Source organism: Aquisediminimonas profunda (genome assembly GCF_019443285.1).
GTDB classification, from domain to species: Bacteria; Pseudomonadota; Alphaproteobacteria; order Sphingomonadales; family Sphingomonadaceae; genus Aquisediminimonas; species Aquisediminimonas profunda.
In genome coordinates, this window is the sequence record NZ_CP080327.1 from 462,181 (window position 1) to 477,706 (window position 15,526).

The following is a 15,526-nucleotide window of genomic DNA, read 5'->3' on the forward strand; positions in this document are numbered from 1 at the left end:
GTGATGTCTCGTTACCGTCTTGCCCCTGTCGCGCACAAATGCGCACGATCAGCCGGCATATGCGGCAGCATCGGATCGGAAATTCAGCCCCTCAGAAGCTGCAGGAGCGAGAGCAGGAACGGCGAAACGAAGAACAGGGTCCTAATCGCCTCGATCGACAATGACCCGGCCATCGCAAGAAGAGGCTCGCGTGCACGCACCTCGGCCGGGGCAGGACTCACATCGATCATCCCACCAGATTATCGCCTGCACCTTTCGCCATGCTTGGCAGATATGGTTAACAACAGCGCCGCCCCGGCGGGTGCCTGATGGTTTCGACTGTCCAGACCGTTGCCTACCTCGGTCTTGAGGCGCGCAGTGTCGAGGTCCAGTGTCAGGTCGCCCCCGGCAATCCGAAATTTGCGGTCGTCGGCCTTCCCGACAAGGCCGTTGCCGAGAGCCGAGAGCGGGTTCACGCTGCGATTTCGGCAATGGGCCTTTCTCTCCCGCCCAAGCGGATCACAGTCAATCTTTCGCCGGCTGACCTGCCCAAGGAAGGATCCCACTATGATCTGCCCATTGCGCTCGCCTTGCTTGGCGCAATGGGCGTCGTCGATGCCGAAACGCTGGCCAGCTATGTGATTGTCGGAGAACTCGGCCTCGATGGCCGCGTTGCCACGTCTCCCGGCGTCCTGCTTGCGGCGCTTCATGCTGCGGAACGCTCGCTTGGCCTTGTGTGCCCTGCGTCGCAAGGGCCAGAAGCGGCATGGGCTGGACACGTCGAAGTGGTTGCTGCGCCTGACCTGCTTTCCCTGCTCAATCATTTCAAGGGAAGCGCCCTGCTGCGGCCGCCGGAGCCCGGTGTAGCCGAACCCCGAGCCCACGGCCCCGATCTTGCTCAGGTCAAGGGCCAGGAAACCGCAAAGCGCGCGATCGAAATCGCAGCGGCCGGTGGCCACAATCTGGTGATGATCGGGCCGCCGGGCGCGGGCAAGTCTCTGCTGGCGGCCTGTCTGCCGGGCATACTGCCCGATCTCACCGCTGCCGAAGCCCTGGAAGTGTCCATGGTTGCGAGCATCGCCGGCGAATTGGCAGGAGGCAGGATGATCCGGAACCGCCCCTTTCGCGCGCCGCACCATTCCGCATCCATGCCGGCACTGGTAGGCGGCGGCCACAAGGTCAGGCCGGGAGAGGTGAGCCTTGCCCATCTTGGCGTCCTGTTTCTTGATGAGCTTCCCGAGTTTCAGCGCGCCGTGCTCGATTCGCTTCGCCAGCCACTGGAAACAGGCCGTGTCAGCGTGGCCCGGGCAAACGCACATGTCACCTTTCCCGCACGCGTGCAGTTGATCGCAGCAATGAACCCGTGCCGCTGCGGCCATCTTGGCGATCGCGCTCTTGCCTGCGCCCGCGCGCCGCGCTGCGCCGCCGACTATCAGGCACGCGTCTCGGGCCCGCTGCTCGACCGGATCGATCTGCACATAGAGGTCGATGCCGTGAGCGCGGCTGACCTTGTTCTGCCGGCACCTTCAGAAGCGTCTGCGGCCGTTGCGGATCGCGTCAGGGCGGCACGCGCTCTGCAGACCGCCCGCTACGCGGGATCTGCTGTGCGCACCAATTGCGAAGCGGATGGGGAAGTGCTTCAGCATGCAGCTACGCCCGACGAGCCGGGCCGGAAGTTGCTGGCACAAGCCGCAGACGCCCTGCGACTGACAGCGCGCGGCTACACCCGGGTTCTGCGCGTCGCGCGGACAATCGCAGATCTTGGCCAGTCCGAAGGAGTTGGCCGGATCCATGTTGCCGAAGCCTTGAGCTACCGGCGACGCCCACCGCGCAATTGATCTTTGGGATCAGCCAGACGCAATCTCCTGCAGCGGCTGCTGCCAATTTTCGGATTGTAGGTTGCGGGCGCCGAATTGCTTGTCTAAACGCAGCGCCGCTGACCCTATTGGGCCCCTGTGGTGAAATTGGTAGACGCGCTCGACTCAAAATCGAGTGCCGCAAGGCGTGCTGGTTCGAGTCCGGCCAGGGGCACCAACCAGTCCTCAATTTCAAGGTCTCCGCGCGGTCTCCGCAGTAGGGCCGTGAAACCCCCGCAATTCCGCGACTTTTTGAACGGCGGTTCTTCAACCTGGCGTCGGGAGACTATTTTGAGCACGCCACGAGACGAAAAAGCGGCCGGAATCTCCGGCCGCCTATTTTTCGATTCGTGTATGATGCTAGCGGCGGGTGGGACTAGGCCGCGAACCCGAGCAGGCGACGCTGAGCTGACCACTCCATTGGAAGATCGACCAGCGTCATGAGCTTCTGCTTGGAGAGTGCACTTGGCTGACGACCCTCGATGATCGCCTCGATAACTTCAGGTGCAAGCCATGCAATGCGCGCCAGCTTGCTTAGGCGAGCCGTCGAAGTCTTCTGCTCTGTCGCAAGATGGACAAGCGGTGTGCCTGAGAGCAACCGCTCCTGAACTTTCAGTGCTTCACCAATCAGTGTGACCAGCTTGGTGTCGGTTACTCGGACCGGCTGGTCAGGATCGGCAGCGATGACCATCTTTGTCTCCTTGCCAATCCGGACCTTGGTCGCTCGCGTTTCAAGTTCGATACAGCGATCATCACTTTCGAGCAGGCCGCTGGCCTTCGCATCGATCCGAACGCGATCCCGCTCGACCCTGACTTTGTTCAGGAAGTCAGGAAGCATCTTCCGCAAATCCGATGGGTTGGACGAGAGAAGGCGCTTCGCTTGATTTGCAGCGCTCGCAATCAGCTCCTCAGTTTCCCGTGCACTCCCGCCATTTTTCAACTGACCGATGGCCGAACGATCGTTGAGCCAGACGCAGAGCCTGCTGACCACGACCTTCTCAAGATCATGCGACGGCACACGCCAGGGCGCCGGATCATTCTCGCCGATTTCCGATTGATGGGTGATGTAGTAGCGATAGCGCAGGGTTCCCTTGACCGCATGGCTGGGTGACATACGTCGGCCCAGCCCATCAACGACGAGTTCAACAAGCAGGCTCGGCTGCTCTGCCCTGCTCGCCGTCTTGCGTGCGACACGGTTCGCCTCGATGAGCTTCTGGACATCATCCCAGATCTGTCTGTCGACGATTGGCTCGTGCTCGCCGGGATGGGCGATGCCCTTGTGCGATACTTCTCCAATATAGAGACGGTTCGAAAGGACATAGAACAGCATTCCCCGCGTGAAGGTCCGACCTCCGATGGTTGACCCGTCTGTCAGCGTGCGGAGCTTTGTTTGGTAGCCATTGGATGCGAGTTCATCGACCAAGGCCTGTCCTGATCCAAGCGCGAGGTATCGGTTATAGATATGGCGTACGAGCGCGGCTTCGGTTTGATTGACGATCAACTTGCGCTCGACGGGATCATAGCCCAGCGGGATGGTTCCGCCCATCCACATGCCCTTGGCCCTGGAGGCTGCTACCTTGTCGCGGATGCGCTCGCCGGTCACTTCGCGTTCGAACTGGGCGAAGGAAAGGAGCACATTGAGGGTGAGCCGTCCCATGCTGGTTGTCGTATTGAACGCCTGGGTCACACTGACGAAGCTAGCGCCCCTGGCATCGAGCACTTCGACGATCTTGGCGAAGTCGGCGAGGCTTCGGGTCAGGCGGTCGACCTTGTAGACGACAATGACGTCAACCTTGCCTGCGGCGACATCCGCCATCAGTTGCTGGATGGCCGGACGCTGCATCGAGCCGCCAGAGTAGCCGCCATCCTCATAGGTATGCGCTGTCGGTGTCCATCCTTCATGGCGCTGGCTCGTTATGTAGGCAGCACAGGCTTCGCGCTGGGCGTCGAGGCTGTTGAACTCCTGCTCCAGTCCCTCTTCGGTCGATTTGCGGGTGTAGATCGCGCATCGGAGTGTCTTAGGCTGCACGGCGCTTTGCCTTCATGCCAAAGAAGCGAGGTCCTGACCATTTGGTGCCGGTGACCTCTCGGGCGATCTCCGAGAGTGAACGGTAACTGCGGTCCTCGAACAGGAACCCACCCTCGATGGCCAGCACGTTGATGCTCCGGCCATTCCATTCGCGCAGGATCCGGGTGCCGGGCTTCAGCGTGCCTGCGACCGGATCACCAGCCCGACCCGAGGTGAGCGCCTTGAGCTTGCGCATGGTCTCGGGCGAGTGGCCGCCATAGACCTGGGCCTGCAGCTTCCAGGCAATGCTGCGCGCGAGCAGGTCGACGGTTATCTCGGGCGGGGTGGTCTTCCATACCCGACGCCATTCGATGCAGAGCTGCGCCAGCGACATCGTCGCCAGCGCAGCAATGCGATCATTGAGCGGCGCGCCGCTCATGCGGCAGCCTCAACGATGCGATAGCGGCGGACGCCTTCGATCTTGTCGCTCTCGATAATATGGCCGGTTCTCTTGAGGCCCGTAAGGGCAGCGCGCGTCGTGTGCGGCAGCCAGCCGAGCGCTGCCACCAACTCGTCGAGGCTGGCACCACCGTCGCGCTTCAACAGTACCACCAGCTGCTCGCGCTTGGTCATTGTTGGTTTGGTTGCAGGGCTCTCGGATGCTACTTTCTTGGTCGTCATGGGTGGTCTCCTGATCGGAGCAAGCACACTGCCTGCTCCCACCACCCAGAGCCCCGTCAGTCACCAGACCTGAGGCTTGTTCGGCGAATGACTCCGTTCGCCTTCGACAACGACCAATGCTTGCAATGCCATACAAGTCGAGCGGAAAGTGCCGGTCGGGACGCGATTAATGCTCAGGTACAATGAGGATACCTCGCTCGTTGCCGCGCTCGGGCTGGCGGTGATTAAGGCTGCGCGACAGCGCAAGCCATTGGCCATCGAGGATCAGCGCTTATTGTGGGAGCAAACCGAGGAATTTATCGATCCGCGCAATGCCGCCGAGGCAGTTGTCGCCGCTGTGTCCGCGCCGGAGCTTCCGCAGCCGGTCTACAATATTGCCCCTGCCCAATCGGTGACGCTGGAGCAGTTTTTGGCGCAGGCGAGGGCGGCTTTGCCGGGCCTCGAAACCAGCATCCCGGTCCGGCCCGAGGCAGGCTTCATGAACTTCCCCAATCCGCGCCGGTCTCGCACCGACACATCGGCGGCGCAGCGCGATCTGGGCTTTGTCGCAAGGCATGAAGTGGGCGCGGCTCTTGCCTATATGAACGAAACGCTACCGTCGCTGTAATTGGCAGCACCATGCATGCCAAGGCCCGGCGATGGGCTGGCCAAAGGCAGAATAAGCGGCAGCTGAATGCGAACGCACCCGGACACGCCGCGATTCACGAAAGGACATGACAATGAAACTGGGCACACTTCCGGGAACCACCAAAGACGGTCGCCTCGTGGTGGTATCGAAGGATCTTACGCGCGCGACAGAAGCGCAAAGCATCATCGGCTCGCTTCGTGAGGCGGTCGAAAGCTGGAATGAGGTCGAAGCCGACCTGCTCACCCTCTCCGATGATCTGGAGCGCGGGCGTGTCGAAAGTTTCGCCTTCGACACGAGCGCCGCGCTCGCTCCGCTGCCCCGGGCCTGGCAATGGCTCGATGGATCGACCTTTCGCAGCCATGCCGAATTGATGGAAGCGGTGTTCAAGCACAAGACCGATCCGCGCGACATGTTGATGTATCAGGGCGTTTCGCACCAGTTCTTCAGCGCCTGCGAGGATATCCCCTTCAATTCGGAAGAAGACGGGATTGATTTCGAGGGCGAGTTCGGCGTCATCACAGGCGAAGTGCCGATGGGCGCCTCGGTCGAGCAGGCCGCGCAAAGCATCCGGTTGCTGGTCCAGATCAACGATTGGTCGCTCCGCGTGCAGGCCCAGCGGGAGATCAAGATCGCCTTCGGCTGGATTCACGCCAAGCCGCCCTGCTCGTTGGCGCCTGTGGCTGTGACGCCCGATGAACTTGGCCCAGACTGGCGCGATGGGCGCGTCCACCTGCCACTTTACGTCGATTGGAATGGCGAGCGTTTTGGCGCGGCCCATGGCGGGGCGATGGAAGTCTCGTTCCCCGAAATGATCGCCTATGCGGCGAGAAGCCGGATGCTTTGCGCGGGGACGGTGTTTGGCTCGGGGACCGTTTCCAACGCCAACTTCCGCGAAGTCGGCTCATCCTGCATTGCCGAGCGTCGCGGCATCGAAGTGCTAGATACCGGGAGCGTCAAAACCGGCTTCATGCGCTTTGGCGACAGGCTGCGCATGGAGGCCCGCATGGCCGATGATACGCCGCTCTTCGGCGCTATCGACCAGAAGATCGTCCAGGTCTGAGACAGTAGCGGCATTCTTTGAATAGTATGCCATCGATATAATGGGTTGGTCGCCCTGGCGCGGCCATGTCAATCAGGCTCGATCTCAAAGGTCGCGAGGATAGAGTGCATGTTTGAACCCTTTCCCGGTAATTATGTCTGGAATCTGGCCACCAATCTGGCGCTGGTGTGCGGCGGCAACCATGGCGAGATCGACGAAGCTTGCCGTCCGGTGCGCGAGACCGCCAAGGCGGGCGCCGATGCCGGGTCAGAGCTGCTATTCGACAGTTGGATCGCGGTGGCCGATCAGGTTGCCAAGAATGCCGATGCCGATCTGGCCGCAGGCTTCAACCTGTCGGCAGGCAGCAAATATCTTCGAGCCAGTGGCTATTATCTGGCCGCCGAACGCATGCAGAGCCGCGATTATGCCCCGCGCTGGGCGGCCTATGATCGCGGGCTGGAACTGTATCACAAGGGTTCGGCCCTGCGCGGCCTGCATGTCGACAAAGTGGAAATTCCTTACGAGGGTTCCAGCTATACCGCGATCTTCATCCATGATGGCAGCGGCACGCCGCGCCCCACGCTGGTTTCAGTAAACGGCCTCGATTCCATGAAGGAGCAGGTTGACATGGCAGGGCATGGCCGCGCCAATCTGGAGCGCGGCATCAACACGCTTTTCGTCGACCAGCCCGGCACTGGAGAGGCGATCCGCTTGCACCATCTGCCTGCCGTATACGATTCCGAACGTTGGGGCAGCCTGGCCTTTGACTATCTGCTGACGCGGGGCGATGTGATCCAGTCCAAGATCGGCATCTTTGGCCTGTCCTTTGGCGGCTATCACGCGCCGCGCATTGCCGCCAATGATCCGCGCTATGCCCTGTGCGCCGTGATGGGGGCCAACCATGTCTGGGGCGAACGCCAGCGCCAGCGTGTGAGCAACGAGGGCGAGAATCCCGTGCCGCATTACTGGGACCATGTGCTCTGGGTGTTCGGCTTCGATGACCGCGACGCCTTTCTCGACTATGCCGACCAGATCACGCTCAACGGACAGGTCGAGAAGATCAAGGTGCCCTTCCTGATCACCCATGGCGAGAATGATCGCCAAATCCCGGCCTTCAACGCCCATCTCTCTTACGATCAGGCGGTGAACAGCTCCAAGCGCCATCTGCGGATGTTCACCAAGGCTGATTTCGAGGTCGAGCATTGCGGGGCCGACAATGGCACCGGCATGCGCGACTATATCGCAGATTGGTGCGCGCGGACCTTTGCCGAAATGGGCTAGAGCCAGATGTCATCTGGCTCTAATACCAACCTGCCCGCGCCGACATGGCCTTTTCCCATCGCGCCGCCGGTCGTCGTCCGACCGAAACGGTTTTGAGGACGCCAGCCTCCGATAGATCCCAAGCATGAGGGACGCGAGCGGCAGGCCCCCACGTCCCTCATGCTTGAATATCAGATACCGTGTTCATCCTCTTGCGTGATTTCAGCCAGCTTGCCCTCTACCATTTGCTTGCCGGCCGTGGCCTTGCGATACGGTTCAAAGCTTTTGCGATCAGCGTCGAACACCATGTCCCACGCGATATCAGGGCCGCGGAAGATGGGAGGGGCGTTGTTGGCCCACAGTAGCGAACCGAAGCGGAAGTCCCACGCGCGGGGCACCCAGTTGTCATCCAGATAATCGGTGTCAGCGTGGTATTCCGCCTCGCCGCCTTTGCCGGGGATGTCACAATAGTAATAGATCGCGCTGGAAATGCGGTGGCGCGAAATGCCGCCGCTGCTGTTCATGCTCTCGTTCTTCCAGCCCTTTTCCGCCATCAGATTCGCGCCGAGCATCACCTCGTCGATATCGTCCATGCCAAAGGCGATATGCATGAATTTGAAGACATCGGGCGCAAACGGCAGATCGCAGTTGACCCAGAACATCGAATGATGCTCGTACGTGCCGTCCGCGCGACCGAAAATGCCCACGCCTTTGCTGTGATCGACATAGCGGAAGCCCAGATGACGCTCGTAAAATTCAAAGCTGGTCACGTAGTCCGGCGAGAAAAACACAACATGATTGATCGTTTTGGGGATCGCCTTGTGCCGCCAGATACGGTGCTGGTTGAAACGCGGATAAGCGCCCGGTGTATTGACCGGGCTGGATTCACTGACAACCTGTTGCTTATCCCAGACCCGCAGCGCGATGGGCTGGCCGTCGGGGCAGGTGGCGCGAACCGTGCCATCGGCATCGCGAGTGACGGTCACTTCGCTGGCTAGGCTGGCGGCGATCTTATCCAGATTTTCGGCAGTATCGACGCCCCAAACCGTTAACTTCACCCCATTGCCCTGGAAAGGATCGGGAGTTGGCAAGCGGCCATCGCCATGGGCCAGCACGATGACGCGGCTGCCTGATGCCAGCCGGAACACCGCCTCGCTGCCGGTGACCGATTCCACAGGTAGGCCAAAATCTGTCCAGAAACGCGCATTTTCCGCCACGTTGTCCACGCCGAATAGCACACTCTCCACGCCTAGAATGCTCATACAATATTCTCCGAAATTCTGCGCCTTATGTAGGCGGGAAACCCTGCCGAGAAACGCATAACATCGGATGCGAGCTATCGGTTTGGTTGAAGCCTGGTCAGGCGATCCGCAAGGCAGGCGTCAGAGGCTTGCGCCGATGCGGTCTGTCACGTCGGCCAGATCGCCTAGGAATGGAGGATGGTCCGTACTAGCGCCCTGTCGGCAAATGATGCCGAAATTGCTCGGCGATCTCCTCGCGACGCGCCTCGGCGAAGGGAATGACCGTGCCATGCCCGACCTCCTCGCTTTCCGCGGCAAAGACTGCAAGCCGTTCAACCACCCAACGGAGCGCCCGATCATTGTTGTTTGAAATATGCCACTGGATCGTCTCGCGGATGGGCGGGATGGCGAAGGGCATTTCGCGTATCACCAGATTGCCCGAGGCCACGACTTGCTCCGCCAGACGACGGTGCATGGTGGCAATGCGCCGTGTGCCCAGCACCAGCGCGGTCTGTGACAAGAATGTAGGTGCCACGACTTCAATGCGGCGCTGGGCTTTTTGCCGACGCACGAACCAGTCGTCGAAGGTAGGCACACGGCTCTTGCCGAAGCGCGCGGTCACATGGCCCAGCGCAAAATATTTCTCGCGGGTCATGTCTCCCTCCATCGCCGGATTGGCGGCATCGCCAACCACCACATAATCGTCTTCAAACAGCACCTGGCTTGGCTGATCCACGCTTATGGAATAATCGATTGTCAGCAAGAGATCGATCTGACGCCGCTCAAGCGCCTCGCCCGGATTGTCGTTCATGGGCTGGATTTCAAAACGCAGGGCCGGAGCCTCCTTTTCCAGCATCGCCAGCGCACGCGCGAGCAAGACCTGCGTGGAATAATCGCTGGCCATCAAGCGCACCTGCCTGTCGTGTGTTGCAGGGTCGAACAGAGGCGCAGTGGTAATGGGGTTACGGATCTGTTCAAGGACGAGGCGTACGGGCTCAATTAATCCCTCCGCTCGCGCGGTTAACACCATCCCGCGGCCTTTGAGCACAAGCAAATCATCGCCGAAATATTCGCGCAAACGCCCCAGGGCGCTTGAAGTAGCCGATTGCGAAAGACAGAGTCTGTCGGCGGCTAAACTGACGTTCCTCTCCTCAAGCAGTACATCGAGCGCGGCCAGCAAATTGAGGTCGAGGCGTTCGAAACGCATAGCAGTTTTCCCCATTTACGCGTCAGGAGCGGGCTGGCTGCCAAAGTACCAAGATCGGCCTCATTTGCCTAGCCCACGAAGCCGCTGAAAGCTGTCAGCGTTCAGCGATAGTATAGATAGGCAGCTATCGAACATTCGGATTTGCCTCCTGGCAAGCGATCGATAAGCCATGCGGTATGACGCGGGAGAACATTAGCAGCGTTCACGAGGCGCTTATTGTTGGCGGCGGGATTGGCGGCATGGCTGCGGCAATCGCGCTGTCGGAGCGCGGCGTGAAGGTGGACATCATCGACATCGACCCCCATTGGCGGGTCTATGGCGCGGGAATAACCATCACCGGGCCAACCTTGCGTGCCTATCGGCGGCTTGGCTTGCTTGAGGAGATCAAGGCGCAAGGAGCGATCACTACGAAAACGCGCCTGTTCAAATATGACGGAACGCAACTTCACGACCTTGAGGAACCGGTTATCGAGGAAGGTCTGCCCGCCACGGGCGGCATCATGCGCCCCGTGCTTCACCAAATCATGCAGGCGCGGGTCAAGGAACTGGGTATATACGTGCGGCTGGGGCTCACGGTGTCGGCCGCAGTCAATGCTGGTGATGGTGTCGATGTCACTCTTTCCGATGGCACCCATGGGCGCTATGATCTGGTGGTCGGCTCGGACAGCGTGTTTTCAGGCATGCGCGAACTGGCCTTCCCGCACATGGGGCCTGCGGTGCCGACCGGGCAGGCTTGTTGGCGCATCTCGATCGCAAGGCCGCCGGAGCTGGAATTCGGCGAATTCTACCTCGGAAGCGTCAACCCCTGCGGTATCACCGCCTGTGCGCCCGATCAGGTCTATATGTGGATGCTGACCGCCCATGAGGAGCGCGAGCGCTTTATGGACGAGGAAGAACTTTACACCGAGCTCAAGCGCCTGCTGGCCGATTTCGGCGGCAATGCCGGCTGGATCCGCGACAATATGACGCGGCAGGACTGGATCAACTACCGCCCGCTGGCCGCTGTGCTTCAGCCCAAGCCCTGGTATGATGGGCGGATCGTACTGCTGGGCGATGCGGTGCATGCCACGACCCCGCATCTCGCCTCGGGCGCGGGCATGGCGGTGGAAAGCGGGATCGTGCTGGCTGAAGAGCTCGCCAGCGCCGATAGCGTGGAGGCCGGCCTGCTGGCCTATCAGGAACGGCGCTATCCCCGCTGCAAGGATGTGATCGACTCTTCGATGGCGGTGGGTCGCCTGCAGTTGGCCCATGGCGATCCGCGCGAACATGCCCATATTCTGGAAGGCGCGCTCTCGCGGCTCAACGCGCCATTCTGAGCGCGCCATCTTTACCAAAGCCTGAAATGAAATGAAGGCGGGGTGGGATTAGTTCCCGCCCCGCCTTCATGTTTTGGTGCGGCACCCTTTCCCCAATCCCCTTGCCGAAGGCCCAAATTGGGCGGCCCCGGCAAATCCGGATGCTCAGCCCAAAGGCTCGGCGACGCCCGCATAGGGCACATTGCGATGGCCATAGCGGCGCACGCGAATGTTGGCTTGCTCGCCGTGCCCGGCGAAACCTTCAAGCGCGCACAGGCGCGAGCAATATTCCCCGATCATCGCCGAGGCTTCATCTGTCAGCACGCGCTGATAGGTGCAGGTCTTGAGGAATTTGCCGACCCACAGCCCGCCCGTGTAACGCGCTGCCTTGCGCGTGGGCAGAGTGTGGTTGGTGCCGATCACCTTGTCGCCAAACGACACATTGGTGCGCGCGCCGAGGAACAGCGCGCCATAGTTGGTCATGTTCTTGAGGAAATAGTCGGGATTAGCGGTCATCACCTGAACATGTTCGGAGGCAATGGCATCGGCGATACTCACCATTTCCGCATCGTCCTGTGCCACGATCACCTCGCCATAGCTTTCCCATGCTTTGCGGGCATAGTCAGCGGTCGGCAGGATCTCTAGCAGGCGCTCTACTTCCCGGATGGTGGCGCGGGCGAGCTCTTCCGAAGTTGTCAGCAGAATGGCTGGGCTATCCGGGCCATGTTCTGCCTGGCCCAGCAGATCGGTCGCTGCCAGTTCGGCATCGCAGCCGATTTCATCGGCGATCACCAGCGTTTCGGTGGGGCCAGCGAAAAGGTCGATGCCCACCCTGCCAAAAAGTTGCCGCTTGGCTTCTGCGACAAAGGCATTGCCCGGACCAACCAGAATATCGACCGGCATGATGCTCTGCGTGCCCAGCGCCATGGCGCCAATGGCCTGAATTCCGCCCAGCGCGTAGATTTCGTCCGCGCCAGCCAGCACTTGCGCCGCGACAATGGCGGGGGCCGGCTTGCCACCAAACGGTGGCGCGCATGTGATGACGCGGGGCACGCCTGCGACCTTCGCGGTAATCACGCTCATGTGGGCGGAAGCCAGCAGGGGATATTTACCGCCCGGCACATAGCAGCCCGCCGCGTTCAGCGGTAGATTCTTGTGCCCCAGCACAATGCCAGGCAGCGTTTCAACCTCGACATCCTTGACCGATTCCCGCTGTATGTATGCAAAATTGCGCACCTGAGTCTGCGCGAATTCGATGTCCTTGAGATCCTGCCCTGAGAGTTGATCGAGGCAATCCTGCTTCTCGCGATCAGTCAGCAAGTAGCTGTCTCGGTCCCAATTGTCGAATTTGATCGACAATTCACGCACGGCATCATCACCCCGCGCCTCGATTTCGGCAAGCGTTGCCTCGACAATGTCCCGAACCTTGCGATCCGCGCTGGCCCGGATATCGGCCGCAGTGCCGCGCTTGAGATACTCTGCCATGATGTTTACTCCTGCCTAAAAGGCGTTTGACTGAAGAATTGCGTCAGAACCCGGAGATCACCACGCTGGTGTGTTCCACGGCGGGCGGGCTGGCGAAATAGGGGCCGACCAGCTTGCGCCATTCTCCAAAAGCTTGCGAATTGCGGAAATCCCCGACATGAGCTTCGAGGCTTTCCCACGCGACAAAGAGGCGATACCGGCTCGGCTGCTCGATCGAGCGTTCGACGCGCATGTGGTGGCAGCCTTTGGCCGCCTTGAACAAAGCGATTGCCTCACTGGCCGCAGCCTCGAAGGACGCTTCCTGCCCCGCGATTACCTCGATTTGGGCTATTTCGGTGATCATTCAAAAGCCTCCTTGCGCACTATTTTTTGATTGATGGCGCCAAACAGTGGCGAGCCATCGGGGAATCGGGACTCCATGCGCACGCGGTCGCCAAATTTCATGAAATCGGTTTTGGGCGCGCCATGATCGATCACTTCGATCCCGCGCCGCTCGGCGATGCATGTTGAGCCGACTTCCTTGAAATTGGCGTTTGACACCGTGCCCGACCCGATGATCGTCCCTGCGACGAGATCGCGTGTGGCGGCGGCATGCGCGACCAATTCATGGAAGCCAAAACCCATAGGGTAACCTTGCACCAAACCGAAGAGCGCGTCGTTCCATGTCACATGAAGTGGAAGATCGACCCTGCCATCGCGCCAGTGGCGGCCCAGCGCGTCAGGCGTGACCGCGACAGGGGCAACCGAGCAGGGCGGCTTTGCCTGCACCCAGCCAAAGCCCGTTTTCATTTCAGGCCCCGCCAGCGCACGTAGCGACCAGTCGTTGATTTGCATCACCAGGCGAATGTGCTTGAGTGCTGCTTGGGGCGTGATGCCCATCGGCACAGCATCGACTATGACGCCGAATTCGCCCTCGAAATCGATGCCCTTCTCTTCAGACAGAAACGGGATGTCGTCGGTCGAATTGTAAAAATGGCTGGAAACGCCTTGGTACATTAGGGGTGTGCCGCGCGGGATCGGCTCGATGTCGAGCACTTGCTGCATCAGGTCGCCATGGCTTTCATAAGCGGACCCGTCGAGCCACTGCCATGCCCGGGGCAGGGGAGCCAGCGCCTTGCCCGCCTCAAACGCAAAGCTGCCGGTTGCAGTGCCAGCCTCGAGCGCGGCGGCAAGGCAGCGCAGTTGCGGCTCGACTTCGCTCCAGCGCTCCAGCGCATCTTGCAGCGTTGTCGCGATTTCGGAGGCCAGCACGGCGCGGCAATGATCGCGCGAAACAACGGCCAGCGCTCCATCGCGTGTGCTGTTGGGCAAGGTTGCCAGTTGCATCGTTCTCTCCATTATTCGGGTTGGATGGCGCGGCGGACCAGTGTTTCGATGGTCCCGTCGTGCTGAAAGCCAAGGCTGTCGCCCAAAGGGGTTTCCAGCGGCGGCTGGCGGGTAAAGAGCTCCTCAAGCTGGGCCTGTGGCTCCCAACGGACCACCGAGCGGCTTTCGGGATAGAGGCGGCCAAGTTCCTCGATGAGCGCTTCCATCGACACGCGCAGCGCGGGCAGTGTGAGCGCACGCCGGGCCTTGAGGGCATCGCGGGGAACGCGTGCAGCATGGATAAAGCCGTTCACGCAGGTGTCGACTGAAATCAGCCACATCGTGCCTTCCGCCGAGACCGGCATGATGAAATCCTTGCCTTCGGCGTAATCGTAGAACATCGTGTTGATAAATGCGGATTTTAGCCGCGCGTCGGCACCGCGCCGGGCCACGATGCCGGGCAGGCGGATGGCAATACCGTCGATCCAGCCGTGTGCGCTTAATTGTTCAATCGCGATTTCGGCCATCCGCTTTTGCCCACCATAATGCATGAACGGCACGGGCATCGTGTCATCGTTGATGCGCTCGGGCAGCGGCGGGCCAAACACCGCGATCGAACTGGCGAAAACGACGCGCGGCGGTGAGGCATCATCCCGCAGCGCCTCAAACAGGTCAAGCGTGGCATCGAGATTGACCTTGCGGGCGAGCGCGTAATTGGCCTCTGCAGTGCCGCCCAGAATGCTCGCGAGATGGAACACCACGTCCGCGCGGCCATTCAACATGCGGGCTACAACCCCGGGTTCGCTCAGGTCGCCTTCCACCACTCGCACCCGCCGATCGGCGGGCGGCGCGGGCACCGAAATATCGGCTAGCGTGAGGGTGATGTCGGCAAAATCCGGTTCGCTCAGCAGCTTGCTGGCCAGCAGCGAGCCGATCCAGCCGCCCGCGCCGGTGATGACGATATGTCGATGCGCGCTCATGGGTGAAGTTCCTCCAACACTTTTCCATCGACGACGACCGGGGTGGCCTCGATCAGCACGAAGGCGATCCTGCACACCGTGTCTGGTGAGGTGTTGCGCCACAAATGGTTTGTGCCGCGCTGAACGACGATGTCGCCCGCATTCAGTGCGACGATTTCTCCGCCGTCCAGTTCCAATTCGAGGCTGCCCGAGAGCACGATGCCGTAATCGATCGAAAAGCTGCGATGCATCGGTGAAGCCCTGCCGGGCAACATGTCCACTATGCGAATGACCGAGCCACCCTTCAGAGTGAGGCCAGCATCGACTGATGCGCCATCATGATCGTCATTATTATCAACCGGGACCTGCGGCGTGGTCCAAACCAATTGGAAATCGGCCACGCCCATAGCGATGGGTGTCGGCGTCAAGACATCGTTGGACCGCACGATCGAGACGCCCTCGTGGTCATGCGCGGTCACAATGCGGCGGAAACTCTTGTTCACATATCATCTCCCGAGCGGCAGGCCGCCTCCCTTGTGGCGCTGCCCTGAATCGCCGTTTGGTGGCGCCGCCTTGTACTAGG

At 60.8% G+C, this 15,526-nt stretch carries 16 protein-coding genes and 1 tRNA gene; 6 read left to right on the forward strand and 11 right to left on the reverse strand.

Annotation, left to right across the window (positions count from 1 at the left end; genetic code table 11):
- Nucleotides 1–83: 83 nt before the first annotated feature.
- Nucleotides 84–230 carry a hypothetical protein gene (locus K0O24_RS02390; RefSeq protein WP_219894237.1) on the reverse strand — a complete coding sequence of 49 codons (147 nt, stop codon included), beginning with the start codon at nt 228–230 and terminating at the stop codon, nt 84–86.
- 78 nt (nt 231–308) lie between these two features.
- On the opposite strand from K0O24_RS02390, the gene K0O24_RS02395 reads away from it, so the two are divergent.
- Complete coding sequence (locus K0O24_RS02395; protein WP_219894238.1) at nt 309–1,817, forward strand: YifB family Mg chelatase-like AAA ATPase; 1,509 nt, start codon at nt 309–311, stop codon at nt 1,815–1,817.
- Between the two features lie 111 nt (nt 1,818–1,928).
- Nucleotides 1,929–2,013: transfer RNA gene (locus K0O24_RS02400), tRNA-Leu, on the forward strand.
- Between the two features lie 198 nt (nt 2,014–2,211).
- On the opposite strand, the gene K0O24_RS02405 is transcribed toward K0O24_RS02400, so the two are convergent.
- The 3 genes from K0O24_RS02405 to K0O24_RS02415 are packed head-to-tail and all read right to left on the reverse strand — an operon-like array spanning nt 2,212 to nt 4,524.
- Nucleotides 2,212–3,864: a recombinase family protein gene (locus K0O24_RS02405; protein ID WP_219894239.1), complete on the reverse strand. Its 1,653-nt coding sequence runs from the start codon at nt 3,862–3,864 to the stop codon at nt 2,212–2,214.
- Nucleotides 3,854–4,282: a DUF2924 domain-containing protein gene (locus K0O24_RS02410; RefSeq protein ID WP_219894240.1), complete on the reverse strand. Its 429-nt coding sequence runs from the start codon at nt 4,280–4,282 to the stop codon at nt 3,854–3,856. Before K0O24_RS02410 ends, K0O24_RS02405 begins: the two co-directional genes overlap by 11 nt.
- Nucleotides 4,279–4,524: a DUF3489 domain-containing protein gene (locus tag K0O24_RS02415; RefSeq protein ID WP_219894241.1), complete on the reverse strand. Its 246-nt coding sequence runs from the start codon at nt 4,522–4,524 to the stop codon at nt 4,279–4,281. Before K0O24_RS02415 ends, K0O24_RS02410 begins: the two co-directional genes overlap by 4 nt.
- 169 nt (nt 4,525–4,693) lie before the next feature.
- Here K0O24_RS02415 and K0O24_RS02420 point away from each other — a divergent pair, with 169 nt between their 5' ends.
- The 3 genes from K0O24_RS02420 to K0O24_RS02430 all read left to right on the forward strand — a co-directional run bounded on the left by K0O24_RS02420 (nt 4,694) and on the right by K0O24_RS02430 (nt 7,472).
- Entirely contained in the window at nt 4,694–5,131 is a 438-nt protein-coding gene (locus K0O24_RS02420) for an NAD-dependent epimerase/dehydratase family protein (protein ID WP_219894242.1), read from the forward strand.
- Nucleotides 5,132–5,243: 112 nt separating this feature from the next.
- A complete protein-coding gene (locus tag K0O24_RS02425; protein WP_219894243.1) occupies nt 5,244–6,212 on the forward strand; it encodes a fumarylacetoacetate hydrolase family protein in 969 nt (322 codons plus the stop codon).
- A gap of 108 nt (nt 6,213–6,320) precedes the next feature.
- Nucleotides 6,321–7,472 (forward strand): alpha/beta hydrolase, encoded by a 1,152-nt coding sequence (locus K0O24_RS02430; protein ID WP_219894244.1) that lies wholly within the window; start codon nt 6,321–6,323, stop codon nt 7,470–7,472.
- 170 nt (nt 7,473–7,642) lie between these two features.
- Here the strand turns inward: K0O24_RS02430 and K0O24_RS02435 are convergent, their stop codons facing one another.
- Together K0O24_RS02435 and K0O24_RS02440 are read right to left on the reverse strand one after the other, a co-directional pair.
- Nucleotides 7,643–8,713, reverse strand: coding sequence for a VOC family protein (locus tag K0O24_RS02435; RefSeq protein WP_219894245.1), 1,071 nt, complete (start codon nt 8,711–8,713; stop codon nt 7,643–7,645).
- 187 nt (nt 8,714–8,900) lie between these two features.
- Entirely contained in the window at nt 8,901–9,872 is a 972-nt protein-coding gene (locus K0O24_RS02440) for a LysR family transcriptional regulator (protein ID WP_246611104.1), read from the reverse strand.
- 203 nt (nt 9,873–10,075) lie between these two features.
- On the opposite strand from K0O24_RS02440, the gene K0O24_RS02445 reads away from it, so the two are divergent.
- Nucleotides 10,076–11,215 (forward strand): FAD-dependent monooxygenase, encoded by a 1,140-nt coding sequence (locus K0O24_RS02445; RefSeq protein WP_219894247.1) that lies wholly within the window; start codon nt 10,076–10,078, stop codon nt 11,213–11,215.
- Between the two features lie 144 nt (nt 11,216–11,359).
- On the opposite strand, the gene hisD is transcribed toward K0O24_RS02445, so the two are convergent.
- From hisD to K0O24_RS02470, 5 genes are read right to left on the reverse strand one after another with little or no spacing between them, the layout of a single operon-like run.
- Entirely contained in the window at nt 11,360–12,679 is a 1,320-nt protein-coding gene (gene hisD, locus K0O24_RS02450) for a histidinol dehydrogenase (protein ID WP_219894248.1), read from the reverse strand.
- A 43-nt stretch (nt 12,680–12,722) separates the two neighbouring features.
- Entirely contained in the window at nt 12,723–13,022 is a 300-nt protein-coding gene (locus tag K0O24_RS02455; protein WP_219894249.1) for an antibiotic biosynthesis monooxygenase family protein, read from the reverse strand.
- On the reverse strand, nt 13,019–14,005 hold the full coding sequence (locus K0O24_RS02460; protein ID WP_219894250.1) for a fumarylacetoacetate hydrolase family protein: 987 nt from the start codon (nt 14,003–14,005) through the stop codon (nt 13,019–13,021). Before K0O24_RS02460 ends, K0O24_RS02455 begins: the two co-directional genes overlap by 4 nt.
- A gap of 11 nt (nt 14,006–14,016) precedes the next feature.
- Nucleotides 14,017–14,964, reverse strand: coding sequence for an NAD-dependent epimerase/dehydratase family protein (locus tag K0O24_RS02465; RefSeq protein WP_219894251.1), 948 nt, complete (start codon nt 14,962–14,964; stop codon nt 14,017–14,019).
- A complete protein-coding gene (locus tag K0O24_RS02470; protein WP_246611106.1) occupies nt 14,961–15,446 on the reverse strand; it encodes a cupin domain-containing protein in 486 nt (161 codons plus the stop codon). The genes K0O24_RS02465 and K0O24_RS02470 overlap by 4 nt, the downstream gene beginning before the upstream one ends.
- Between the last annotated feature and the right edge of the window lie 80 nt (nt 15,447–15,526).

What these genes read in the sequence shown, in the direction of transcription:
- K0O24_RS02425 (WP_219894243.1), top strand. Translation starts at nt 5,244, where the DNA reads ATGAAACTGGGCACACTTCCGGGAACCACCAAAGACGGTCGCCTCGTG.
- hisD (WP_219894248.1), bottom strand. Translation starts at nt 12,679, where the DNA reads ATGGCAGAGTATCTCAAGCGCGGCACTGCGGCCGATATCCGGGCCAGC.
- K0O24_RS02435 (WP_219894245.1), bottom strand. Translation starts at nt 8,713, where the DNA reads ATGAGCATTCTAGGCGTGGAGAGTGTGCTATTCGGCGTGGACAACGTG.
- K0O24_RS02390 (WP_219894237.1), bottom strand. Translation starts at nt 230, where the DNA reads ATGATCGATGTGAGTCCTGCCCCGGCCGAGGTGCGTGCACGCGAGCCT.
- K0O24_RS02460 (WP_219894250.1), bottom strand. Translation starts at nt 14,005, where the DNA reads ATGCAACTGGCAACCTTGCCCAACAGCACACGCGATGGAGCGCTGGCC.
- K0O24_RS02430 (WP_219894244.1), top strand. Translation starts at nt 6,321, where the DNA reads ATGTTTGAACCCTTTCCCGGTAATTATGTCTGGAATCTGGCCACCAAT.
- K0O24_RS02395 (WP_219894238.1), top strand. Translation starts at nt 309, where the DNA reads ATGGTTTCGACTGTCCAGACCGTTGCCTACCTCGGTCTTGAGGCGCGC.
- K0O24_RS02465 (WP_219894251.1), bottom strand. Translation starts at nt 14,964, where the DNA reads ATGAGCGCGCATCGACATATCGTCATCACCGGCGCGGGCGGCTGGATC.
- K0O24_RS02445 (WP_219894247.1), top strand. Translation starts at nt 10,076, where the DNA reads ATGACGCGGGAGAACATTAGCAGCGTTCACGAGGCGCTTATTGTTGGC.
- K0O24_RS02415 (WP_219894241.1), bottom strand. Translation starts at nt 4,524, where the DNA reads ATGACGACCAAGAAAGTAGCATCCGAGAGCCCTGCAACCAAACCAACA.
- K0O24_RS02410 (WP_219894240.1), bottom strand. Translation starts at nt 4,282, where the DNA reads ATGAGCGGCGCGCCGCTCAATGATCGCATTGCTGCGCTGGCGACGATG.
- K0O24_RS02455 (WP_219894249.1), bottom strand. Translation starts at nt 13,022, where the DNA reads ATGATCACCGAAATAGCCCAAATCGAGGTAATCGCGGGGCAGGAAGCG.
- K0O24_RS02420 (WP_219894242.1), top strand. Translation starts at nt 4,694, where the DNA reads ATGCTCAGGTACAATGAGGATACCTCGCTCGTTGCCGCGCTCGGGCTG.